At 73.5% G+C, this 22908-nt stretch carries 25 protein-coding genes and 1 pseudogene; 22 read left to right on the top strand and 4 right to left on the bottom strand.

What is annotated here, in order from left to right:
- The first annotated feature begins 120 nt into the window (after nucleotides 1–120).
- The 8 genes and pseudogenes from BM093_RS27330 (at nucleotide 121) to BM093_RS27300 (ending at nucleotide 4616) form a co-directional block, all read left to right on the top strand.
- The gene (locus tag BM093_RS27330; protein ID WP_085916615.1) at nucleotides 121–528 is read left to right on the top strand and encodes a MerR family DNA-binding protein; all 408 of its coding nucleotides are present in this window, start codon (nucleotides 121–123) and stop codon (nucleotides 526–528) included.
- Nucleotides 525–1223: an alkylmercury lyase family protein gene (gene merB, locus BM093_RS27325; RefSeq protein WP_125911739.1), complete on the top strand. Its 699-nt coding sequence runs from the start codon at nucleotides 525–527 to the stop codon at nucleotides 1221–1223. Before BM093_RS27330 ends, merB begins: the two co-directional genes overlap by 4 nt.
- Nucleotides 1220–1570, top strand: a complete 351-nt coding sequence (locus tag BM093_RS35370) for a DF family (seleno)protein (protein ID WP_143105544.1) — start codon at nucleotides 1220–1222, stop codon at nucleotides 1568–1570. The genes merB and BM093_RS35370 overlap by 4 nt, the downstream gene beginning before the upstream one ends.
- A gap of 64 nt (nucleotides 1571–1634) precedes the next feature.
- Nucleotides 1635–1835, top strand: coding sequence for a rhodanese-like domain-containing protein (locus BM093_RS36220; protein WP_177238736.1), 201 nt, complete (start codon nucleotides 1635–1637; stop codon nucleotides 1833–1835).
- A 3-nt stretch (nucleotides 1836–1838) separates the two neighbouring features.
- Nucleotides 1839–2303, top strand: coding sequence for a CBS domain-containing protein (locus BM093_RS27315; RefSeq protein ID WP_085916618.1), 465 nt, complete (start codon nucleotides 1839–1841; stop codon nucleotides 2301–2303).
- Nucleotides 2304–2329: 26 nt separating this feature from the next.
- Complete coding sequence (locus tag BM093_RS27310; protein ID WP_085916619.1) at nucleotides 2330–2629, top strand: hypothetical protein; 300 nt, start codon at nucleotides 2330–2332, stop codon at nucleotides 2627–2629.
- A gap of 81 nt (nucleotides 2630–2710) precedes the next feature.
- Nucleotides 2711–3883: pseudogene (locus BM093_RS27305) on the top strand (MFS transporter); the annotation flags it as partial.
- Between the two features lie 532 nt (nucleotides 3884–4415).
- The gene (locus BM093_RS27300; protein ID WP_075315372.1) at nucleotides 4416–4616 is read left to right on the top strand and encodes a hypothetical protein; all 201 of its coding nucleotides are present in this window, start codon (nucleotides 4416–4418) and stop codon (nucleotides 4614–4616) included.
- Nucleotides 4617–4662: 46 nt separating this feature from the next.
- Here BM093_RS27300 and BM093_RS27295 read toward each other — a convergent pair whose 3' ends face one another.
- From BM093_RS27295 to BM093_RS36215, 3 genes are all read right to left on the bottom strand, one after another.
- Nucleotides 4663–5676 (bottom strand): tyrosine-type recombinase/integrase, encoded by a 1014-nt coding sequence (locus tag BM093_RS27295; RefSeq protein ID WP_232021781.1) that lies wholly within the window; start codon nucleotides 5674–5676, stop codon nucleotides 4663–4665.
- Nucleotides 5673–6308 (bottom strand): hypothetical protein, encoded by a 636-nt coding sequence (locus BM093_RS27290; RefSeq protein ID WP_125911737.1) that lies wholly within the window; start codon nucleotides 6306–6308, stop codon nucleotides 5673–5675. The genes BM093_RS27295 and BM093_RS27290 overlap by 4 nt, the downstream gene beginning before the upstream one ends.
- 104 nt (nucleotides 6309–6412) lie before the next feature.
- Nucleotides 6413–6562, bottom strand: coding sequence for a hypothetical protein (locus tag BM093_RS36215; protein WP_158092368.1), 150 nt, complete (start codon nucleotides 6560–6562; stop codon nucleotides 6413–6415).
- Between the two features lie 558 nt (nucleotides 6563–7120).
- On the opposite strand from BM093_RS36215, the gene BM093_RS27280 reads away from it, so the two are divergent.
- From BM093_RS27280 to BM093_RS27220, 13 genes are all read left to right on the top strand, one after another.
- Nucleotides 7121–8437 carry a coiled-coil domain-containing protein gene (locus tag BM093_RS27280; protein ID WP_143105543.1) on the top strand — a complete coding sequence of 439 codons (1317 nt, stop codon included), beginning with the start codon at nucleotides 7121–7123 and terminating at the stop codon, nucleotides 8435–8437.
- Nucleotides 8438–8441: 4 nt separating this feature from the next.
- The gene (locus tag BM093_RS38035; protein WP_093352369.1) at nucleotides 8442–8819 is read left to right on the top strand and encodes a hypothetical protein; all 378 of its coding nucleotides are present in this window, start codon (nucleotides 8442–8444) and stop codon (nucleotides 8817–8819) included.
- Between the two features lie 441 nt (nucleotides 8820–9260).
- Nucleotides 9261–10163, top strand: coding sequence for a mycobacterial-type methylenetetrahydrofolate reductase (locus BM093_RS27270; protein ID WP_093352365.1), 903 nt, complete (start codon nucleotides 9261–9263; stop codon nucleotides 10161–10163).
- A 230-nt stretch (nucleotides 10164–10393) separates the two neighbouring features.
- Nucleotides 10394–12460 (top strand): DUF4158 domain-containing protein, encoded by a 2067-nt coding sequence (locus tag BM093_RS27265; protein ID WP_245773839.1) that lies wholly within the window; start codon nucleotides 10394–10396, stop codon nucleotides 12458–12460.
- Nucleotides 12461–12875: 415 nt separating this feature from the next.
- Nucleotides 12876–13868, top strand: coding sequence for a bifunctional DNA primase/polymerase (locus BM093_RS27260; RefSeq protein WP_245773838.1), 993 nt, complete (start codon nucleotides 12876–12878; stop codon nucleotides 13866–13868).
- A complete protein-coding gene (locus BM093_RS27255; RefSeq protein ID WP_093352356.1) occupies nucleotides 13865–14077 on the top strand; it encodes a hypothetical protein in 213 nt (70 codons plus the stop codon). Before BM093_RS27260 ends, BM093_RS27255 begins: the two co-directional genes overlap by 4 nt.
- A 251-nt stretch (nucleotides 14078–14328) precedes the next feature.
- Entirely contained in the window at nucleotides 14329–15096 is a 768-nt protein-coding gene (locus tag BM093_RS27250) for a hypothetical protein (RefSeq protein WP_245773837.1), read from the top strand.
- A 440-nt stretch (nucleotides 15097–15536) separates the two neighbouring features.
- A complete protein-coding gene (locus tag BM093_RS27245; RefSeq protein WP_245773836.1) occupies nucleotides 15537–15779 on the top strand; it encodes a hypothetical protein in 243 nt (80 codons plus the stop codon).
- Nucleotides 15780–15877: 98 nt separating this feature from the next.
- The gene (locus BM093_RS27240) at nucleotides 15878–16393 is read left to right on the top strand and encodes a hypothetical protein (RefSeq protein ID WP_093352349.1); all 516 of its coding nucleotides are present in this window, start codon (nucleotides 15878–15880) and stop codon (nucleotides 16391–16393) included.
- 103 nt (nucleotides 16394–16496) lie between these two features.
- Complete coding sequence (locus BM093_RS27235) at nucleotides 16497–17450, top strand: DNA-processing protein DprA (protein ID WP_093352344.1); 954 nt, start codon at nucleotides 16497–16499, stop codon at nucleotides 17448–17450.
- A 580-nt stretch (nucleotides 17451–18030) separates the two neighbouring features.
- Nucleotides 18031–18222, top strand: a complete 192-nt coding sequence (locus BM093_RS27230) for a hypothetical protein (protein WP_093352339.1) — start codon at nucleotides 18031–18033, stop codon at nucleotides 18220–18222.
- Between the two features lie 132 nt (nucleotides 18223–18354).
- Nucleotides 18355–18651, top strand: coding sequence for a hypothetical protein (locus tag BM093_RS27225; protein WP_093352334.1), 297 nt, complete (start codon nucleotides 18355–18357; stop codon nucleotides 18649–18651).
- Between the two features lie 523 nt (nucleotides 18652–19174).
- Nucleotides 19175–19996 (top strand): hypothetical protein, encoded by an 822-nt coding sequence (locus BM093_RS27220; RefSeq protein WP_177238735.1) that lies wholly within the window; start codon nucleotides 19175–19177, stop codon nucleotides 19994–19996.
- A 272-nt stretch (nucleotides 19997–20268) separates the two neighbouring features.
- Here BM093_RS27220 and BM093_RS27215 read toward each other — a convergent pair whose 3' ends face one another.
- Entirely contained in the window at nucleotides 20269–20763 is a 495-nt protein-coding gene (locus BM093_RS27215; protein WP_093352329.1) for a translation initiation factor IF-2, read from the bottom strand.
- A gap of 400 nt (nucleotides 20764–21163) precedes the next feature.
- Here BM093_RS27215 and mobF point away from each other — a divergent pair.
- Nucleotides 21164–22908 (top strand): MobF family relaxase (gene mobF, locus BM093_RS27210; protein ID WP_177238734.1); only part of this gene is annotated, 1745 nt, incomplete at its 3' end.

Raw genomic sequence — 22908 nt, 5'->3', positions numbered from 1 at the left:
GGCGTCGACGGCACCGTCGGTGTCGTCATCCCCACCCCAACCGTCGGCTGAGGGGCCCCCGGCCGATGCGGCGGCGGTCGGCTTGACCTGGTACCGCGGTACAGGGTTCATCCTGGACGCATGCGGACGAGCGAGGTGGCCGCGCGGGCGCGGGTGAACCCGCAGACGCTGCGGTACTACGAGCGCCGGGGGTTGTTGCCGGAGCCGGAGCGCTCGGCGTCGGGCTACCGGGCGTACGGCCCGCAGGCGGTGCGGCTGGTGCGGTTCATCAAGCGGGCTCAGGATCTCGGCTTCACCCTCGACGACGTGGAGTCGTTGTTGCATCTGGCCGATGGCGGCCCGCAGAGCTGCGACGCCGCCCGCGAGCTGGCGACAGCGAAGATCAGGGACCTGGATGCCCGGATCGCGGACCTGCGGGCGATGCGGTCGGGGCTGGCCCGGCTGGTGCAGACCTGCGAGCAGCCGCGGGACCGGCGGGAATGCCCGATCCTCATCGAGATCGGCAGCGCGGAGGAGGAACGACCGTGAACAGCGCCGAGGGGCCGCTGCGGGTCACGTCGTTGTGCGAGACCGGGCGGGGCGGAGTCGCCGCCCGGCAGGCGGGCTTGACCACGACGACCCGGCAGGTGCACCGCACGGTGCTGCGCGCGTTCCTGGCGACCGGGCAGGCACCGCACCGCGACGACCTCGTGCACCCGGAGGGCGGCGACCTGGCGGAGGCGTTCAGCCGGCTCGATGAGGTGGATCTGGTGCACCTGGACGACGGATGTGTCGCTGTGGCTTACCCGTTCTCCGGGGTTCCGACGGGACACGTGGTGCGCCTCGCTGGCGGGGCGCCGGTGCACGCGATGTGCGCGCTCGACGCGCTGGGCATACCGCTGATGACCGGCCGGGACGGCGTCATTGAGTCGGCGGATCCGGGTGACGGGCGGCCGGTCCGCGTCGAACGCCGCGGCGGGACCTGGTACTGGTCGCCGGAGCAGACAGTCATCCTGCTGGCGCAGACCCGCGGGTGCGGTCCGGCCGCCGACTGCCTGTGCCCGGCGATCGCGTTCCACTGGAAGCGGGAGCGGGCCGAGGCGTACCTGCGGTCCCACCCGGAGCTGACCGGGCTTGTGCTCGACCAAGCCCGGGCTGTCGAGATCGCCGAGTGGTCGTTCGGGCCGCTGCTGGCCGGCGAGCGTGGGCTGGACGTCTCGCCACGGACGGAGGTTCGCGCATGATCGTGGAAATGCTGCACACCGAGGGGTGCCCGCACGCCGAGGAGTATCTGCCGCGTTTGCGACGGCTCGTCGCCGAGGCCGGCGTGTCCGACCCGGTCCGGGTGCGAATGGTCGCCGACGCGGAGGAGGCGCAGCGCGAGCGGTTCCTCGGCTCGCCGACGGTCCGTGTCGACCGCCGCGATGTGGACCCCGGCGCGGACGCCCGGCGGGACTACGGACTGAGCTGCCGTCTCTACCGCGGCCCGAGTGGGGTCAGCGGCATGCCGCCGGATGATTGGGTGCTGGCGCTGCTCCGGTCGATGGGAGCGGTGGCTGACCACGAACGAGCACCAGAAGGGACGTGTTGATGCTGAGGACGACAGCCGCGGAGGCCGCAGAGGACCTGGCCGCGGCGGCGTCGGGTGGCTCGCGGTGACCACGATCGGCTATCCGGAGCTGCGCCGACTGCTCGACCAGGGGACGCAGCTGGTCGAGGTGCTCCCGGTCGAGGAGTACGCCGAGATGCACCTGCCCGGCGCGGTCAACATCCCGCTCAAGACGCTCGACGCCGCCACCACCACAGACCTCGACCGCGGCCGCCCCGTCGTCGTCTACTGCTGGGACGGCCTTTGAGACATGAGCCCACGAGCCGCGTGCCGGCTCGACACCCTCGGGTTCAGCCAGGTCTACGACTACATGCCGGGCAAGGTCGACTGGCTCGCCCGCAACCTGCCCGTCGAGGGCACCGACGCCGGCGCCCCGCTCATCGGCAGGCATCTACGCGACGAGGTCGTCACCGCCGCTCCCGACGAGCCGATCGCGGATGTGCGCGCCTGCGTGGCGGCGTCGCCGCACAGCTTCGCGCTGGTCACCACCGCCGACCGCGTCCTGCTCGGCCGACTCCGCGGCACCCACCTCGACCATGCCGACGCCAACGCCGTGACGGCAGAAGTGATGGAAGCCGGACCGTCCACGCTTCGCCCGCACGAGCCCGTGGACGCGGTGCGGGCGCACCTCGTCGACAAGGGCCATGCCTACGCGATCGTGACCGACCCGGATGGCCGGCTCCTCGGCACGGTCCATGCCGACGACCTGATGTAGACCACGGCCGATCTTGGGGAGTACCGATGACCGCAGGAGCGGGACCAGAGCGCGCATCCTCGCCGGCGTGCTGGTGCTGCGGCGGCGAGTTCGAGGAGGCAGAGCTGGTCCGTCTCGGCGCGCATCCCGAGGTCGGGATCTGCCGGGACTGCGCGGTGTGGGCCAAGCGGCGAGCCGCGGTCCGCCGCCACGAGCAGCACCCCTCGCTCCCTGGCCACTTGCGCAGCGGCCTCGACACCATCCGCAGCGCAGTGATCGCTCGCGGCTGGCACGAGCGCGGTGCGCTCGGCATGTTCCTGCGCCGAGTCGATCGCTGGCTGCCGTAGTGCCTTTGCCTACACGGCCCTGACTCGCACCCTGCCGTCCGCGCACCACAAGCGCGGTGACGAGGATTCGTTGAGGTTTCGATGAGCGATCCTGCACCCCGGATCGGTCTGCGCACGGTCTTCGCGCAGCGTCGATACCGGCGCCTGTGGTCGGCCCGGACGGTGTCGCAGTGCGGCGACGTGTTCGCGACGGTTGCGCTCGCGCTACTGGTGTTCGACCTGACCGGCTCGGCCCTGGGTGTCAGCGCGGTGGTGTTCGCCGAGATCCTGCCGGTACTGCTGCTCGCCCCACTCGCCGGGACGATCGTCGACCGGCTGCCGCGGGTGGCGGTGATGGTTGCTGCGGACCTGTGGCGGGCTGTGCTCGCCGTCGCGCTGATCGTGCTCGGCGACAATGTGGCGGCGGTCTATGTGATCGCGTTCGGGCTGTCGCTCGGCGCAGTGTTCTTCAACCCGGCGGCGAACAGCGTACTGCCGGCCCTGGTCCGCGACGACGAGCTCGTCGCGGCGAACAGCGGCGTGTGGACGGCCGCGGTGCTCAGTCAGATCGCGCTCGCCCCGCTCGCTGGCGTGCTGTACGCCGCCCTGGGCGCCGGCGCTGCGTTCGGCATCAACGCGGCGAGCTTCGTGCTCAGCGCGGTCCTGCTGGCCGGCCTGCGGGTGCCGGCCGCCGTGCGCTCGACGGAACGCCGCGGCTTCTTCGCCGACGCCATCGCCGGGCTGCGAGTCCTGGGAACGGATCGCTTGCTGCGCGCGCTCGGGGCCGGGCAGCTCCTCGCCGCGTTGTCGGCCGGCGCGACGTCCGCGCTGCTGGTCGTACTGGCCCGCGAGCACTTCGAGCTACCGCCCTCCGGCTACGGGTTCCTGCTCGGCGCGATCGGCGTCGGCGCCGCGCTCGGTCCGCTGGTGCTGACCCGACTGGTGAGCAATCCTCGGCGGCCCGCGTTCGTGTTCGGCCCGTACGTCGTCCGTGGCGTGGTCGACGTCGTGCTCGCCACCTTCGCCACGCTGCCGGTGGCCCTGGTTGCCCTCGCGGTCTACGGCCTGGGCACCTCCAGCGGTGCGGTCACCTTCAACTCGCTGCTCCAGGCGCACACCCCCGAGCACCTGCGCGGGCGCATTTTCGCCAGCTTTGACGTGTTCTGGCAGCTCGGCCGTCTGGTATCGCTGCTGGTCGGCGGCCTGCTCGCCGTCGCGATCGGCATCCAGGCCGTCTACTACCTCGGCGGCGCGCTGCTCTTGCTCGCGGCCGTCATCGGCTGGACGGCGATGCGCACTGGAGCCAACTCGACCAGCGGCACATAGGCCGTGGCCATCCCTCGTGTGCGGTCCAGGCGGTGATCTCCTCACGGCACAGGTCCTCCCTGCCGGACCATCCGAGGTACCCGCTACGCGGTTCCGGCCTGCGGTCGGGAGGGGCTGTCTGGCAGCCACCACGGGATCACATCGTCCGCGAACGATCGTTCGCGAGACACCTCGCGGACTGCCTCCGTTCTCCCCTGGTCGGCAGGTGTAACGGAACCCGTGGCCGCGGCTACGTCACGTCCTCGGGGTTCGCGATACGGCTCGGGGCATGCGGATCGAGCGTCACCCGGCCCCACCATCTACCACCACCCTCGCGGCGCCGATGGAGCAGGTTGCGAGCGCGGTGCAGTGCCGCAGCAGGTAGCGGTCGGGGGCGAGGGGGTCCGCCTCGCACCGCGGCTAGCCCCGCCCGAACCCGACTACCTCGATCTGGCCGCACCGCCGTCGCCACCGCCGGGACCGGGGTGAGAGGATCGCCGTCGTGGCCACCACCTTCGCCGACCTCGAAGCCAGAGTGCGCGGACTTGAGTCCCGCGCGCAGCGGACCGAGGAGGATGTCACCGCGATCGTGACCACGGTGATCGAGACCCGCGAGGACGTGCGGTGGCTTAAACGCGCGGTACAGGCGCTGCTCGATCAGGCCGGGATCACGCTCGAGCCAGACGAGCACGAAGACGGCTGACCATAGGGGGCGAGGCAGCCGCCCCCGGCAGGTTCGCAGCCGGCGGTCAGCTGTCCCGGCGCCCGGTCGTCTCGGTGGACCGGCCGGCGGCGTAGAAGGTGGATACGGCGTAGCTGGGGTGCCGGTCCAGGTTGTGCCGCGAGGAGTCGTACCGGCGTGTCGTTCTCGGATCGCGGTGACCGGCTCCATCTTGGACATCGCGCAGGGACACTCCGGCGTCGAGGGCGGCGGTGACGAAGGTGTGGCGCAGGCTGTGTGGGTTGATCCGGTCGGCCTGCGGCAGCCCGGCGCGGCGGGCCAGGCGCCGGATGAGCCGCCAGGCGGCGGGTTCGTCGACCCTGCGCCCGGTGCGGGTGCTGAACAGCGGGCCGCTGGTGCGCCCGGCCAGGTAGACGGTTAGGGCGTGGACCACGGGTGGGGCCAGCGGCGCGGTCGCGGTGTGGCCGCCCTTGCGGCGCAGCCGCAGGACCTGGTGGCCGCGTTCGGTCTGCAGGTGTTCGACGTCGCGGGACAGTGCCTCGTCGATGCGCAGCCCGTTGTGGACCAGCAGGCTGATCAGGGCGTGGGCTCGGGTCCCGTCGGCGGCCGCGGCGGACAGCAGCGCCGCGACCTCGTCGCGGTCGAGCCCGGTGGACACCGAGTCCTGCGTGGTCCGGGGGCGGATCACCCCGGTCATCGGGGACCGGTCCAGGACGTCCTCGCCGACGGCGTAGGCATACAACCCGGCCAGCGTGGAGAGCTTGCGCGCGATCGTCGACTCGGCGGCCGGGCGGCCGGTGCGGGGCCCCGGCTGGGCGAGCTCGTGGGCGTAGGCGTCGATGTGTACCCGCCGCAGCCGTAGCGGATCCAGCCCGGCCTGGGCGCACCAGGTGTAGAAGTCGCGGATGTCGCGGGCGTAGGCGCGCCGGGTGTGGGCCGAGCGCCGCGAGAGCACGAACGCCGTGGCCAGCCGCCAGGCCGGATCCTCCCGCGGGTCCCCGGCCGGAACGGCCGGGAGGGCCTCCGGCGGCCCCGCCGGGTGGGGCAGGTGCGCCGGCCGGTCTGCCGGTTGGTCTGTCACCACGGTCCCCGGTCCTCGGTCGCCGGCGCGGGTGCGGTGGCGCCGGTCGGGGTGTCGCTGGCCGCGAGTTCGCGGCGGGCCTGGGGTTGGCGGAGCCGCTGCCAGGGTGTTCCGGCGCCCGGGCGGAATCGGGTGCCGGTCAAGCGCGCCCGGACTGGTTCCGAGGCTGCGGCGAGGTCGAAGCGGATCAGGCCGGGATAGAGCGGGTGCACGTCGAACCTGGTGATCACGCGGACGTCGACGACGAACCCGCTGACCGCCGGCAGCACCGGCAGGGTGTGCGCGACGGCGTCGCGGGCGATCTGCTCGCCGGTGTTCCACCACCCGGTCCAGGCGTTGTCCGGGGTGTTCTGGTCGGCGTAGTAGCCGTGGGTGTCGCGGTAGTAGAGGTCCGGGCGCTCCTCGGCCGTGCGCGGGCCCAGGTGCAGGGCCAGGGCGTAGGTCGCTGCCGCGGGCTGGTCGGCGCCGGCGTCGGGGAGTACGGGGCGGTGGGCGAGCGCGGCGAGCGCGGTGGGGTCGAGCAGCCGGGTACGGCCGCGGCGGCCGAGCTCGGGCAGTAGCCCGGTCGCGACCAGGCGCACCACCTGATCGCGGTTGCAGCCCAGCCGGGTCATCGCCGTCGTCGTGGTCACCGGGCTCGACGAGGGGCCCGGGGCGGGGGCCGCGGATTCGGGGTGCATCACGGTCCTGTCGTCGGGCAGCGGTTCGAGGTGAAGAACAAGGACAGGTCAGATGGTCATGTCCGGCCCCCGAGGTCCGAGCCGCCGTGCTCGGCCAGATCGGCCGCCGTGATCGGGTCGGGGAGCGCGCCGCGGCGTTGGCGGCTCAGCACCTGGTCCTCGGTGATACCGAGGCCGATGGCCGCTTCGGCCGCGCTCAGCGTCACCGCGGCCGAGGTCCCCGGGGTGCTCGGGCGGTGGGGTTCAGTCGACGGGCGCGGCCGGCCGGTGGCGTCTGCTCGGTCCTCCGTCGCGCCGACCAGGCGCAGATGCGCAGCCGGGGGTCGGGCGCGCTCACCGGTCACCGCGGGCCTCCCGACGTCAGGGCGGATGCGTAGAGCTCGACGCCGGGTCCGGTGAACACGGCCACCTCCTCACCCCCGTCAAGCAGAATCAGCACGTGCGGGGACGGTGCCTCGCCGAACCCGAGCAGTTCGCCGCGCACCCCGTCGCGCGGTCCGCGGCTGCCCACCGGACGGTCACGGTGGCACCGGGCGAGAGCGGAGCTGGGCGCGTAATGCTCATGGCTCCATCGTAGCTGATGAGCCCTCATTAGTACAGGCGACCCCTCATCGGTACGTGCGACCCCTCACCAGTACGTGCGATCCGTCATCGGTCACGATGACGGGATAAGGGGCATTATCCTGTACTCCTTACGTAGCGTTGCGCAATAACGGAACCAAACGTTATTGACGCAACGAAACGAATGCGGTAGCATGCTCGGCATGAGCGAGGGCGAGCAGACGCGCGACCACGGCAGCGGTGCGGACGGCGGCGGTGTCGCGGGCGCCGGGCTGGAACGGATCGCCTGCCAGATGCCCGGGATCCCGGGCGGCTGCCCGCACGTCATCGAGCAGTACGCCGGCACCGGCGGGCGCAAGCCCAAATACTGCGGCCAGACCGTGGACGGGGTCCCGCACACCCGCTACACCGCCCTGCGGGTGCGCGAGGGCAAGCTGACCCTGCCCGCCCCCGGCTCGGGCCCCGACCACGAGCCGGCCCCGGTCCGACCGGTGTCCTACGCCCGCGCCTCGATCGAGGCCCTCGGCGGCGAGCTGCGCGACCAGCTCGCCGCCCACCAGACCTGGGCCGCCGACTTCGCCGCCCGCCTGGACCAGCAGCTGGCCACCGCCACCGACCCCGATGCCGCCGCCGCCGAAATCACCGCCGCGCACCGCGACGCCCGCACCCGCATCGACGCCGCCGAAGCCGCCCGCGACGACGCGGCCACCCGCGCGCGGGCCGCCGAGACCGCGACCAGGGCCGCGACCACCGCCCAAGCCGAGGCCGAAGCCGCCGCCGAGACCGCGCTGGCCGAGGCCGACGACGCCGCCGCCGAGGCCGAGCATGCTCGAGCCGAGCGCGACCAGGCCCGCCAGCAGCACGACCAGGTGCTCGCCGACCGCGATCAGCTCCAGCAGCAGCTCGAGGCGACCCGCACCCGGCTGGTCGAGGCCGAGCACACCCGCGACGAGGTCGAGACCGCCCGGGCCCGGCTGGCCGAGGACCTCGAGCAGACCCGCACCGAGCTCGAACAGCTGCGCGCCGCACACGAGCAGATCACCGCCGAACGCGACCAGGCCCGCACCGAGCTCGCCGCCGCCCGCGACCAGGCCGAGAGCCAGCAGCGCCGGGCCGCGACCGCCGAACACGACCGCGACACCGCCACCGCAGCCCGCGAGGAGCTGCGCGCCGAACGCGACCAGGCCCGCGAACGCGCCGAGCAGGCCGCCCGCGAGGCCGGCGAGGCCCGCACCGCCCAGGCCGTCGCCGAGGCCCAGAACGAGGCCCTGACCCGTCAGCTCGCCCACGACATCGCCACCGAACGCGCCCACGCCCAGCAGCGTCTCGACGACCAGGCCGCCCGCTACGACCAGCAGATCATCGAACTCCGCACCCAACTCGCCACCGGGCCGCCTGAGCCGGCCCGAGGCGAGGCCGCTCCGGTCACGCCACGGCGCCGGCGCGCCAGCCGTAGCGGCGGGCGGTCACCGGAGGGCACCGACACAACCCAGAAACCGCCCGAGCAGCCGCAGGAGTAGCACCATGGCGACTACCACCCCGGCCCAGCCCGACCGTGGCGCGACCACCCAGCAGCAGGCCCGAGCGCTGCAACTCGCCCACGCCCACCGCGCCACCCAGGCCATCCACCGGGCCGCGCTCGCCGCCGAACACCCCGACCCGCTCGCCGACTCCCAGGCCCGGCTGCAGGGCATCACCACCGCGATTCGTCAGACCGCACACCCCGCATTGGCCGACGCCCTCGACGTCGAAGCCACCAGCGGGGCCGTCCTGCAATGCCTGCTCACCGCCGACGACGACACCTCGGCCGCTGGCCTCGAGGACGCCCTGGCCGACTACCAACATCGCCGTGCCGCCGTCGACGCACTCCTGCCCACCACACGCCCGACGGCCCAGTCCTGAGCGCACCCCTGCCCGCTCAGCACCCGTGCGACGGGCGACCGCCGCGCGCGTTCTCGGCGCTGCGCTCGGCCCATTTCCGCGCAGGTCGAGAGACCCCGGCGCGGGGCGAACCCGGGCCGCGTAACAGACGATCTGTCGGGGGACCGTGCGATGCTCACGGCGTGAGCCGACCCCCGCGTCTCTACCACGCCGTGACCTGCACCGACACGGCCTGCGACCCGTCGTGCCCGATCGGTGATCCAGACCTGACCGGTGCTGACCCGCCACCGCCGGACGCGTCCGTCGATCCGGGCGACCCGGAGCGCTGAACACCGTCCGGCGCCGTTGTTGCCCCTGATACACCGGGCCATCGAGCACTGCACGCCGACTACGGTCGATAGCGACCGAACGTCTAAACCGGACACCTGCCCGAGGGTGTGGCGGTTCAGAAGGAGCGACCCCGTGGCCCTTGAGACCATTGCGTTCGAGCTGGTGGCGCCGAACGTCGACCTCGGTCGGCAGCGCGCCGTCGAGGAGGCAGGCAAGGTGCTGGAGCACTCGACAGCGTGTGGCATGCAGGATCGTATTGGGCACATTCTGATCCCCGGCATGATCGAGGAGGACGACGACCGTCCGGTGGCGATGAAGCCGAAGATGGATGTCCTCGACTTCTGGTCGACGATCTCGCCCGAGCTTCCGAACGTCCGTGGCCTGTGCACCCAGGTGACCTCGTTCAAGGCCGAGCCACAGCTGACCCAGCGGCTGAGTGCGCTGCGTGGCGCCGGCATGGAGGGCATCGTCTTCGTGGGCGTCCCACGGACGATGAACGACGGCGAGGGATCAGGAGTAGCCCCCAGCGACGCGCTGGCTACCTACACAGATCTGGTGCCCGAGCGCGGCGTCGTCGTCATCCCCACCCGCGACGGCGAGGTCGGTCGGTTGAACTTCAAGTGCAACCAAGGCGCGACCTTCGGCCTGACGCAGCTGCTGTACTCAGACCGGATCGTCGAGTTCCTCCGCGACTTCGCCGCGCAGAGCCCGTACCGGCCGGAGTTGCTGTTGTCCTTCGGCTTCGTGCCTCAGGTCGAGAACCGGGTCAACCTGATCAACTGGTTGATCCAGGACCCCGGTAACCCGCTGGTTGCTGAGGAGCAGGCCTTCGTGACCAAGCTCGCTGACGGGGAGCCTGCCGAGAAGCACACGATGCTGCTCGAGCTCTACAAACGGGTCGTCGACGGAGTGCTCGAACTCGGTTTCCCCGTCAGCCTGCATCTTGAAGCCCCGTACGGTGCCAGCGCACCAGCTTTCGACACATTCGCGGCCATGCTCGACTACTGGGCTCCGGACACCGCGGCCGGGACCTGAGCGCCGATCAGCCGGCCCCTCGGCCCGGGCTCGGTCGATCCGCGCACTGCGATCCGGGGCGCGCCCGCGGCCAGCACCACCCTCCCCGGCTTCCCATGACACGGGTGGTGGTGCTCGTCGGGGGTGCTTCCCCCACCCCGGGGTCACCGTAGTAGTCGCCGAAGATCGGGCGGATATAGCTGAGTAGCCTCCTGAGCTGCGGATGGTGGTTGCGCGGGGGAGGTTCGCGGTTGGCGACGCAGGTGTTCTCCGACGAGGAGCTGGAGCGGCTGCGGGGGTTCCCGGAGATCGGCCGGGAGGAGTTGTTCCGGTTCTTCACGCTGGCGCCGGCGGATGTCGCGTTCGTCGACCCGGGCCGGGGCCGCGGACCGGCGGACCGGTTGGGCTTGTCGGTGGCGTTGTGCACGTTGCCGTGGCTGGGGTTCGTGCCCGACGACGTCGCCGCCGCGCCTCCAGTGGCGGTCGCCCGGCTGGCTGACCAGCTCACCGTCGATCCGGGCGTGCTGCGGCACTACGGCCGGCGGGCGAAGACCCGCACTGAGCATCTACGACTGGTAGCGCAGTACCTCGGCTGGCGGGTGCCGACGTCGCTGGAGTTCAAGGAGTTCGACGAGTTCCTGTTGGCGCGGGCGATGGAGCACGACTCGCCGACGTTGTTGTTCCGGTTGGCGTGTGAGTACTTGATCTCGGTACAGGTGATCCGGCCGGGCCCGGTGACGGTGCTGGAGCGGGTCGCGCACGCCCGCGCAGAGGCCCAGCGAGAGACCTACGACCGGCTCGCGCACGAGTTCACGGAGCAGCGCTGTGCCGGGCTCGACGGGCTGCTGGTGGTCGATCCCGCGGTCGGGATGACCCGGCTGCGATGGCTGAGCACCGCCCCGGTCGAGGCCTCCCCGGCCGGGATCAAGGCTGAGGTCACGAAGCTGGAGTTCCTGCGCGGGCTGGGCGCCGAAGCCCTGGATCTGTCGATGTTGCCGGCCGAGCGGTGCCGCTTCCTGGCCACGGTCGGGCGCCGGCTGACCGCGCAAGCCCTCGAGCGGCGGGAGCCGCAGCGCCGCTACCCGATCCTGCTGACGCTGCTGGCCCAGTCCGCAACCGACGTGCTCGACGAGGTCGTGAGCCTGTTCGACCAGGCGGTGTCGGCGCGCGAGGGCAAGGCCGAGCGAACGATGCGTAACGCGCTGGCCGAACGGGGCAAGGCGGGCGAGGACCGCCAGGCGCTGCTCGACGAGCTGCTGGCCGTCATCGCCGACACCACGATCGCCGACGAGGACATCGGCAGCGTGATCCGGGGCGAACGGATCGGATGGGCACGGATCCGGGCGGCGATGGCCCAAGCCGTTCCCCGCCTTCCCCGCGATCACGGCCACCTCGGCGCGCTCGACGTGTCGTCCTACGGGTACTTGCGGCAGTTCACCCCGCAGGTCCTGGCCGCGGTGGAGTTCGCCGGCGGCACCGCGGCCGGCGAACTGCTCGCGGCGGTGGAGATCCTGCGCGCACTCAACGCCACCGGCGCCCGCCCGGTCCCGCCCGGCGCCCCGACGGGATTCGTGCCCACGCGCTGGCGCGGCTACCTCGACACGGCCCACGCATCGGGGAACACCAGCGCCTACCGGCACTTCTGGGAGCTGTGCACCCTGCTCGGGCTCCGTGACGGGCTGCGCACCGGGGACGTGATTGAGGGTGGCGACGCTGCTCACGAGGCCACCGCCCGGCCGCGCAGGTCGTCGAGGGCACAGTCCGCCGGCCGACCTGCAGCCGAACCCGACGAGATGCAGGAGCACTTCCTCGACGCGAACGAGCGGATGGGCGCCGCGCTGGTGGAGATCGGCATGGCGCTCGGGCTGCCCCGTCCCGGGGTCAACGCGACGTGGGGTGTTCCGGAGATCCTGGCGAAGATCGCAGAGGGCGCGGCTGCTGATCGGGCAGGAGACGACGCACCGGCGTCGTGGGTCGCCCGAATCACCGGCCCGTGCTGGATTGTCGACGGCAACGACGGGTGGGAGCAGCCGCATTACCCCGGTTCGTTCGCCGCCGCCCAGGCCGCCCAACGGGCCGCCGCCGAGGACGGCACCGACCCCCGTCCCATCCGGCAGCTCGACCAGGAGTGCTGGGCCGCAGCCCGGGACGGCCACTTGGTCGAGGACGACGATCTGGGCTTGGTCCACCACTGCACCGAGGGCGACGCCCGCGCCGCGGCGACTGGTCCCGCAGCAGGAGACGACACCGCACCGCCCGCCGAGCCTCCGTCGGATTCCTTCGACGTGGACCGCCTGCACCCCTTCCACCGCAACTGAGCTGCAGCAACTACCACCGCGGCGAGGGGAGCGGCTACGCCGCGCTGCCTCTGGCTCGACGATGTCGGGCCGAGGGTGCGGGCGTGCTCCTCCCGCGTCCAGGGCGCCTGTCGCGTCGCTGTCGCGACAGCCCTGGCGGGCTGCCCTGGACCCGCGAGCCTCGGCACACCCTGCGGCACGCCCCAAGGGGCAGGCGCACGGCCTGCCCCCACCGGGCGGCCCGACACCACTACCACCGCTGCTCGCCTGCGCAGCACGCGGCCCGCACGAACGGAGACCAGCTCTGATGACCACCCAGACCAGCACCGATATGTCCCGCACCCGCACCGGTCGGTGCGATGCTGCCCCCCGGAGCCGGGAGGGGGAACACCGCATGCCGAGCCCGCGACGCCGCACACGGCGGCAGGATCCGGAGGTGGTGCGGCTGCGCCGGGTCGCGCTCGACGCGGCCGCCGCCGGGCTGTTCGTGTTCCCGGTCCAGCCCGGGGGCAAGCTCCCGGCCGTGCCCCGGCACAGCGCCGAGCGCTGCCGCCGGCGCGGGATCTGCGCCGAGGGGCACCAGGGCTGGGAGCAGCGCGCCACCCGCGACCGCGCCCAGATCTGCCGCTGGTGGTCCGGCGATGAGTCGGCCCGATTTAACGTCGGGATCGCCTGCGGCCCGTCGGGGATCGTGGTCATCGACCTCGACACCAGCACCGAACCCCTCGCCGACTGGGGCGGGGCGACCACCGGCCGCGAGGTCCTCGACCAGCTCACCGCCCGGCACGGCCAGACGTTGCCCGACACCTACTCGACGCGCACCCCGACCGATGGCGAGCACCTCTACTACCGGATGCCCGAGGGCCTGGAGCTACGCAACACCCACGGCGGGCACGGGCACAGCCTCGGCCCCCTCGTCGATACCAGGGCGAACGGTGGGTTCGCGGTCGGCGCCGGCAGCGTCCGCCCGGAAGGGGCCTACCTGGTCGCCGAGCACGGCCGGATCGCCGAGCTCCCCGACTGGCTGGCCGCGCTGCTGACCCCTCCCCCGCCGCCAGAGCCCCGCCGGGGTGAGCCCCTCGTCCTGCCGACCCGGCGGGCGAACGCCTACGTCGCCGCGATCCTCGCCGGCGAGACCGCCGCCGTCGAACAGGCGCCGAAGGGCCAGCGCCAGATCACCCTGCTCACCGCGGCCCGCACCCTGGGCCGCCTCGTCGGGGGCGGGGAACTCGACGCCGACAACGCCCACGCCCTGCTGCTCGACGCCGCCGCGGTCCACATCGGCGTCGACGAGTTCACCCAGGCCGAAGCCGAACGCACCATCACACGGGGGATGGCGTACGGCGCTCGCGCCCCGCGACGTATCGACCGCCGCCACAGCACCGCCGACACCGAGAGCCCCGATGCTGCAGGTGGGGAGGCGTCGTGACCCGCCGCTGGCACGCAGTGCGGGTGCACTGGCCCGACGGCCGCACCCACGACGACCAAATCCGCGGCCGCACCGCCGACGAGGCCGTCGCCAACGCGACCGCCAACTGGATCACCGAGAACCCGCACGGGCGCGCGGACCGGATCGAGTACCTCCCCCGCCCCACCGAGGACGGCGACCGTGATCCCGAGGACGGCGAGACCACGTAGCCGGCGGGGTGCGCCTCGAGGTCGTGCCGGTGGGTGACCGCTGCACCCTGCACGCCCGGGAGGGTCCCGGAGGCGATGAACCGCGTGCTGACGCCATCCGGGCGGGATCACCGCGCCGGCGGGGCACCGGCGGCCGCGGGTGGGCAGTGGTGATCCCACACCGGATGGGCCAGCGCGAACCCCCGCCCGGGCCCACCCGGTCGTGCCCAGAAGAGGTGCTGTCACCCACCGGCACAACCTGGAGGCAGCACATGAGCGTTCACGACCCCACCACCGAGCCCGCGCAGGACCCCGCAGCACTGGGCGAGTTCGTCCCGGACCGGGTCACCGTGCACCGGTGCCCCTGCTCGACCCGGTCGGTGGCCCTGCACCCGGCCGATCGCGCGGGCCGGATCGTGGCCGATCCCGACTGGAGCGAGCACCAGACCGTGACCTGCGGTCAGTGCGGCCGTTACGGGCGGCTCGACCCCGACGACCCGGAGAACGCGACGGTGGTGGTGCTCGGCAGGGCGCCGCTGCCCGCGGGCTGCCGCGACTGCGGCGCCGAGCACGGCGAGCCCTGCCGAGAGCCGTTCTGCCCCGGCCAGGACCTCCTCGACCCCCACCCCGGTCTCGCTCACCCGGCCGACGGCGAGCCGGCGGTGTCCCAGGCAGCAGCGCTGCTCGGCGACGTTCCCTCGACGACCCGGATCTGGCGGCACTGGGCCAGCCAGCAGCTCGACCCGTCGAGCGGGCGCACGGGCCGTGAGGCGGCGCGGTCGGCCGTAGAGGCCACCCGGGAGGCCCGGCGGCTACGCCGCGGCCTGCGCCGCGGACCGGCGACCGTCGCCACCGCGGCCGCCGCCGACGACGGCGACGTCTGTGAGCTGCTCGAGTTCCTCGGCGGCCGCGGCGGCACGCTGGATCAGCAGCAGGCGGTGTTCGCGCTGCGGGTGGTGCAGGGCTGGGGTGACTCGACGGCCGCGGAGCTGTTCGATGCGGCCGCGGTCTGGCGGGCCGAAGGCCGCGCCCCGTTCTGATCTGATGCGGTGACCAGCTACCCGCATCCGGCGGGGTGCGGCTCAGGGGTGGGTCCCCTGGGGGTGTGCTCGGTCGGTGTGACTGGACCGCCCGAAGGTCAGCACACCCGGGCCGGGGCGAGCGCCGATGATCCGCCGCCGACCCGCCCGGGTGAGACCGCCTGATCGGTTCCCGGGGGCGGCCGGTGCCGGTATGCCGGTCCCCGACCCCGGCCTGGCCGTGCCCCGTGGGCGTGGGCTCCACCTGCCCTCCGGTGCCGGCCGTGGCCGCGTGTGCACCCCGGGGTGGGTGGGGCGGGTGCGCCGTGGGCACGCCGGGCGGTCTCACACCGGTCGGGCCAGCACCAGATCCCCGCCGTCCCTACCGGGACCCCGGCCCGGGCGTGCTGAGGCTGCGCCGCGTTCCAGCCGCACCGACCGAGCACACGGAGGTATCCGAGATGGCCGAGAAGTTCCGCATCGAGAACGGGTTGCTGCTCAGTGACGACCACACCCTGGTCGAGTTCGCTGACGGCTGCGCCGACGGCGGGGGCATCGTCCCCGGCGCACACGAGGCCGGTGAGGTCGTGCCGTGCCCGGACTGCGCCGGCGAGCACCGGATCACCAGCGCCCTGCTGATCCCGACCGCGCACAACATCACCATCACCGAGGCCGAGCCCGAGCAGGACGAGCCCGAAGCCTGACCACCCGCCATCGCACGGCCCGGCCCCACACCGGGGCCGGGCCGTGACTGCCCGCGCGCGGTGGCGCGCGGCCCTCACAACGAACAGGAGCCACTCCGATGATCGACACCAGCGCACCCGGGTGGGACCACCTGGGCGAGAAGATCGACGCCCGCATGATCGAACTCGGCATCACCGACGGCGAGGAGACCTCGCCCGGGTCGGGCTACTACTACGGCGACATCATGCCCGGCGAATGGTACGAGGCCAACGCCGTGCACGACCTGGGCCTGATGGCCGACGGATCGTTCCGCGCCCCGGCCGTCGGCCGCGCCACGGCCGCACTCGACGACGCCCACGACGACCTGATGGCCGCCCGCGACGCCCGCGACCACGGAGGCGACCGGTCGCTGCCCACGTTGAACGCGATCTGCCACGCCAAGGCGGCAGTGCACCACGCCGAGCAGGCCCTCGCCGAAGCCGAACAGCGCGAGGCGGCCGGCGACACCGGCTACGACGGCGGCGATCCCCGCCGCCAGATCGCCGACGAGCAGCACCTACACACCAGCCTCGCTCTGCGCGAGCTGGCCGAGCGCGAAGCCGCGCACGACCTCGACCTCGAGCCCGAACGCTGACCAGATCAGCGAAACCGGCCCCCGCGCGTGCCCCGGCGGTGAGACATCACCGGCGGGGCACGCCCCATGCCACCCATCCCCTGCAGTCCTGCGAGGTGCCCTGATGTTCACTCCCACTCGCCCGTCGATTCCCGCCCCGACGTCTGGTCCGGACCCGTTGGCCGAGCTGCGCGCGGCGCGCGCGTTCCTGATGCGGCTGGTCGACCAGCCCGCGGCCCCTGGTCTGGAGCAGTTCATCGCCCGGGCGGGGGCGCTCGCCGCGGCCGAGCAGCTCTGCAACGGAGACATCCCCGAGGCGCTGGCCGCGCACCTGCCCCGGGCGCGGGTGCGGGCCGCGGCGGCCGCGGCGGCTGTCGACGGTGAGGCCGCCGCCCGGTGCGGCGCCCGGCTGCTGATCCCCGAGGACGAACCGCAGTGGCCCGCCCGCGCGGGCGGGGCCGGGGCCGTCGGGTTGTGGGTGCGCGGCCACGCCGCGCTGGAGATCCTCGCCGGACCCTCGATCACGCTGACCGGATCCCGCGCGGCCACCAGCTTGGGTGCTCACGTGGCTGCCGACCTCGCCGGCGAGCTTGCCGCCGCCGGCCGCACAGTCGTGACCGGCGCCGGTTTCGGGATCGACGCCGCCGCGGTGCGCGGCGCCCTGGCCGCGCACGGCACCACGGTGGCCGTGCTGGGCTGCGGTATCGACCGGGTCTACCCGGCCGCGCACGACGCCCTGCTCGCCCGGATCGCCGAGACCGGGCTGCTGGTGTCTGCGCTGCCGCCTGGCACGACGCCGGGTCGGCACCACGCGCTGGCCCGGCACCGGCTGCTGGCCGCGCTCGGGGACGCCACCGTGGTCGTCGAGGCCGCAGCACGCTCCGGAGCCCTGCACATCGCCGCGGCCGCGGCCGGGCTCGGTCTCCCGGTCCTGGCCGTGCCCGGGGCGACCAGCTCGGCGTGCTCGGTCGGCCCACACCGGCTGATCCGGCAGGGCGCGACGCTGGTCACCCGCGCCGCCGATGTGCTCGAGGCACTCGAACCAGCCGCCGAGACCACGGCCATCGCCGGGGCCTGAACCCTGCCCACGCCGCGATCGGTCCCGTGCACAGCAGCGTCGGCGACAGGCCGGCCGGGCAGAGTACGGGCTGGGAGGGGACGAGGAACTCGGCGAGGACCCGTGAGCCACCGGTGCCGGCGGGCACCGGGGCGATCACCAGCACGGTGCCGGTCGGGTGGCGATCGTCGCCAGCACGGTGCCGGTGAGCACCGTGGGTGGCCAGCGGTGCGGGGTGGGGCCTCCGGTGGTCGGCACGGCTGGATCGCCCGGAGGTCAGCACACCCGCACCGGGGCGAGCGCCGATGAGCCGCCGCCGACCCGTGCGGGTGATACCGCCCGTGGGTGTCGCTCGGCGTGCGGGTCGGCTTCCTCCTTCCCGGTCCGGTGCGGTCGCCCCGGTCGGCTGCGTGGTCACCGGTGCTGCTCCCCGGCCGGCGCGAGCGCGATCCGGGCGGGTGCCGGGCCGGGCTGGTTCGGGGTCGGGAGGCGGTCTCACCCGCACGGGCCAGCACCGGCTCCCCGACGTCCCTTCGGGACCCCGGCACGGGCGTGCTGAGGCTGCGCCGCGTTCCAGCCGCACCGACCACCGGAGGCCCAGATGAGCACGGTCACCACTTCCAGCGCCATCGAGTTCAGCCCCGTCCTGGGGCACCACGTCTACGCCGGGACAGACGTGCCGGCTCTGACCCGGCGTGAAGCAGAGATCGCCGCCGATCTCGCCGAGGACGAGCTGCTCGGCGGGCAGGAGCCGGCGGTCGGCAGCTACGGCGACGAGGAGCCGGCCTTCTGAGGGAGGCCCCGCAAGGGGCCCGCCCTCGGCGGGCCCCTGCGCCGTAGCAACGCCGCGTAGAGCGCGGCGACAGGCCCTGCCGGGCCCGAGCTCGCGCGTCGGTGGCGCGCGGACACCGGAGGAGCAGCCACGATGGCATCAGCAGCGAAGGGCAGCGACCAGCTCGGCGAGCTGGACCAGGTGACGCGGGCCGCGATCGGGCCCCGCCGGGTCGGGGGGATCTACCGCAGCGGCTACCGGGACTGCCAGTACCGGGTCGAGGAAGTCTTGACCGGGGAAGCGGCCTGGGCGGTGATCCCGTTCTCGGATTTCGCCCTGGTCGAGGTCGACCTCACCGGGCCGCGGGCGGGGCGGTCACGGGTGCACTGCACCGCCTGGGACTCCCGTCGCGACGAGATCGTCGAGATGCCTGAGCATCACCGCCGGTGAGGGCACCGACCCGGCGCCGTAGAGGCCGCGGCCCGCGCCGGCGGCGGCGCCCGCCAGCGATCCACGCCCGGCCGCGAAACCGGGCCGGTAGGTGACACCGGGAGCGACCCGCCGGTACCCGGTCAGGTACGCCACCGGGGCCGGGCTCGAGGAGAGCGGCCGCGCCGGGGCGCGGCCATCGGCCCTACCGGGCCGCGCGCCAGACCAGGCCGGGATCTCGGCCGGCGCGGGCGGGCGGCGGTGGCGTGGGGCCGCTCAAGGCCGCGGCGGGCCGAGAACCCCGAGGGACCCGCCTGCGGCGGGGCGGATGGGCCTGTCGGCCCTAAAGCTAAGCACGGCCTCACTCAACATCAAGGGCGCTCCGCGTCGCCTTCGGCGACAGCCCTTCGGGCTGCCCTTGACGTCGAGCCTCGGAGGCCGTGCAACCGCCGCGAAGCGGCAGCGGGGCAACGCCCGCTACCCATCACGGGCCGACAAGCCCACCCGCTACCGACCAACCGGCCAGCGAAGGAGTGCAGGCACGATGAACACCCAGACCGCCGAAACCACCACGATCGACGCTGCCGAGGAGATGGGCCAGGTGGCCGACCTGATTGCGGCGGGCGCGACGCGCGAGGCGCGACGCCGTACCGCGCGGCTCGCCGACACGGCGACGGTGACCACCCGCGCGCTGCTGGGCGACATCCTCGCCGCCCTGGAGACCCACCCGGCGGTAGCGGTTCCGCGGCTTCGGCACCTGTGGAAGGTCAGCGACGAGGACGGCCGCGCCCTGGTGCTCGCGTGCGTGCCGCACGCGGAGCGCCGCGCGGAGGCTGCCACGCAGGCCGAGCGGATGGCACAGGCCACCCGGGCGGAGCGGCGCGAGTACGCCCGCCGCCGACCGGGCGCGGTGGTCACCCGCCAGGGCACCCCGCAGCCGCGGCGCAGCCAGCGCGCCACCGACAACGACACCGCGTCGCGGCGCTACTTTGACGAGCGGGTCGACCCGGCCGAGGACACCGACGAGCAGTCGGATTACCAGCAGCTCGACTACGACCTCGCCGCCGTGCCGCCCATGCGGGGGCTGCCGTGCGTGGCGTGCGGGGTCGAGCGGTCGACCCGCGATCAGCAGCGCAGCCACGACGACGGGCTGTGCGAGGACTGCCGCGAGGACGGCACAGCCGGAGTGGCGATCCGGACTGCCACCGCGACCCGGGCCGAGGTCCTGATCGCGCGCTGCGAGTACATCGCCGCCACGTCGGCGACCCCGGCCGCGCGCAACGCCCGGCTCAACCGCGACTGGCGGTGCCTGCGCACCGCGGACAGGTTCACCGTGTCCGACTGGCACGCCCGCCAGCCCGCCTGACCCGCACCACCGAGAAAGGGGCCCCGCCACGGCGGGGCCCCTTTGTCGTGTGCCCGGCCGACGCAGAACGAGCCCCCCGGGCCGGTCGGTCGGCGGCACGCTGTCGCCGCACCACGGGTCCGCCGGCGGATCCGGTCCCCCCGCCGCCGGCGGGGACGCGAGGCGCTCAGGGCCCGCGCCGGGCCGAGCGTTCGGCGGACCCGCCTACGGCGGCACAGTCCTTCCGCGCGACCAGGACGGTGGTGGCCCGCCCCGGTGCCGCGGTCACCGAGTCAGCCACGTGCCTGCTCTGCCGGATCCGTCGACGTTGCGGCCGCCGGGGTGTCCGGCGCTGCCGAATCGCTGGCGGCCACCGCCTGCGGCGTGGCCACCGGAGCGGCAGGCGCGGCCGGGGGCCGCGCCTGCCGCAGCAGAGTCCGGACGCGCTTGACCGCAAGCCCAAACACCGTGGCCAAGTCGTCGGCCTTGCGGCCGGCGCCGTGGAGCTCGGCGAGGATCTCGCGCTGCCGCTGCTCGATCTCGCCGAGCCGGGTGTCGGCGTCATCGCGTACGCGCTGCGCCTGTGCCTCGAGGTCGGCGAGCGCCGTGTCGCGCTCCGCCGCGACCTGGACGGCGTCGGCGTCCGCGCGGGCGTAGCGCTCGAACGCCTCATCCTCGCGTCGCCGGCGCTCGGCCTCTTCGGCGTCGAGCCGATCCCGGGCCGCCGCCAGCTCGGCCACCCGGTCCCGGACCTGCCTGTCGTTCTTGGTCCTGCTCTTCCCCGCCACCGTGAGCCACCCCCGACGTTGTTTGGTGCCTGCCGACTCGACTATCCGGTACCCAGGATATGGCCTGCCGCCGTCCCAGTCAGGTCACCAAATGATGCCCCCTCACCGGCTTCGCACCGCCGCCCTCCAGTGGCGGCCAGATCTCTCCGCCGGACGTCCCGGACTGTCCGTGCTCACTCCGCTCTCGTCCTTGCACGACTTCCTCCCTGCCTCTCCACTCGTGGCCTTGTCTGCATCGTTCGTCACTGCAGTTACCTGTTCTCCCCTCTCCTTCTGTCTACCAACCGTTTGGTGTTTTCTGTTTTCGTCTGCCTATCAGTCCATCCCTGCTTCTCCAGCCTCACACCTATGCATCAAATGATCTTGCCGGCGGCGGGTGCGGTCCCGTAGCCTTCTTGCCATGGGGGTCGTGCGCGTTACCGCGATGGCGCCCGGGTCTGTCGAGTACCTGCTCCACGGCTGTGATTCGCGCCCGGAGCAGGCTCCGGAACAGGGTGTCGACGCCCCGACCGCGGAGCCCGCGGGCCCTGATTTCGAGCGGTCTCAGGTGCACCACGGCGGGGCGGAGTATCTGCAGTCGGCGACCGAACGCGGGGAGCCGGACGGGGTGTGGTTCGGGTCCGGTCTGGAGGCGTTGGGGCTGCCGATGGCCGCCGGTGAGACGGCCACGGCGGAGGACGTTCGGGCCATCTTCGGGCAGCTGCGCTACCCCTCGCACGTGGTCGACGGGTCGACGGAGAAGACCCCGGTGTATCTGGGTTCGAAGCCGCGTCGGTTCCGCACGGCGGCGCAGATTGTGGCCGACGCGCTCAAGGCGGAGCCGGAGGCGAGCGCGGAGCGCCGGTTCGAGATCGAGACCTCGGCGAAGAAGAACACCCGCACCCCGACCGCCTACTACGACGTGACGTTCTCGCCGGTGAAGTCGGTGTCGCTGTACTACACGGCGCTGCTGTCGGCCGGCGACATCGAGGGTGCGGAGACGGTGCGGGCGGCGCACGAGCAGGCGGTGCGGATCGCGTTGGCCACGGCCGAGTCGGACGTGGCCTATGTCCGCTCCGGCCGGCACGAAGGCCGCGGCCCGTCCGGGCGGACGGTCGGCGAGTGGCAGGCGGCCACCGGGCTGGCCGCGGTCATCTACGGCCACCACACCAACCGGGACGGGGAGCCGCAGCTGCACTCGCACGCCGGGGTGCTCAACCGGGCGGCCACCGCGGATGGCCGGGTCCTGGCGTTGGACGGTCAGGCGTTCCGCCCGGTCAAAGACGCGATGGCCACCGCCTACACGCGGGCCTATCAGCAACTGCTGACCGAGCAGCTGGGTGTGGTGTTCGAGATGCGCCCCGACGGGGTCGCCCGCGAGATCGCCGGGATCGACCGGGAGCTGTTGGCCGCGGCCAGCACGCGGACGCACGACAAGGTGCGGCCGCGGATCGCGGAGCTGGTGGAGGCTTACACCGCGCGGCACGGGCGGGCCCCGGGAACACGGGCGAAGCGGGCGTTGGTGGAGCAGGCGGTCAAGGACACCCGCAAGCCCAAGACCGGGCTGGCCGGTCCGGCCGCAGTGGCCGCGTGGGCGTCCGGGGAGCGGGGCCGGGCGGCCAGGCTGGCGGCCGCGCTGGATGCCGTGGACGAGCGGGTGATGGCCGCCGCGGCCAACGGCGGCCACCCGGCCGCGGCCACGATGACCGGCCCGGCCGGGATGACCGGCCACACGCCCGGCCGCGAGGCCGCCCGCCTGGTGCTGGCCGAGATCGAGGCCTTCCACACGGCCACCGCGCAGGCCGTCGACGGCCACACCACCGAAGGGCGGGCGGCCACAGCGGACGAGGTGGCCGCGGACCGTGGCCTGTCGACGCTGGGGTTCACCGTCGACCAGGCGCTCGTGTCCGGGGTCGCGGCCGTGCAGACCAAGTACGCGACCTGGACGGTCGGGAACCTGACCGCGGCCATCGACGAACACCTCGGCGACCAGGCCGGGATCGGGCTCGCGGCCGACGAGCGGCCGGCGTTCGTGGCCGCGCTGGCCGGTGCGGTGCTGGATGCACCGGCCCGGTACGGGCTCGTGCAGGTCTCGGCCGGGGACCCGGTCCCGGTCCCCGACGCGTTGCGCCGCACCGGTCCGGGCGGGGACGGCCGGTCGATGTT

The sequence above is a fragment of the Pseudonocardia ammonioxydans genome, from assembly GCF_900115005.1.
In the GTDB taxonomy this organism is placed as follows: domain Bacteria; phylum Actinomycetota; class Actinomycetes; order Mycobacteriales; family Pseudonocardiaceae; genus Pseudonocardia; species Pseudonocardia ammonioxydans.
Note: the sequence above shows the minus strand (reverse complement) of the source record. Positions and strands in the feature narration are given on the sequence as shown.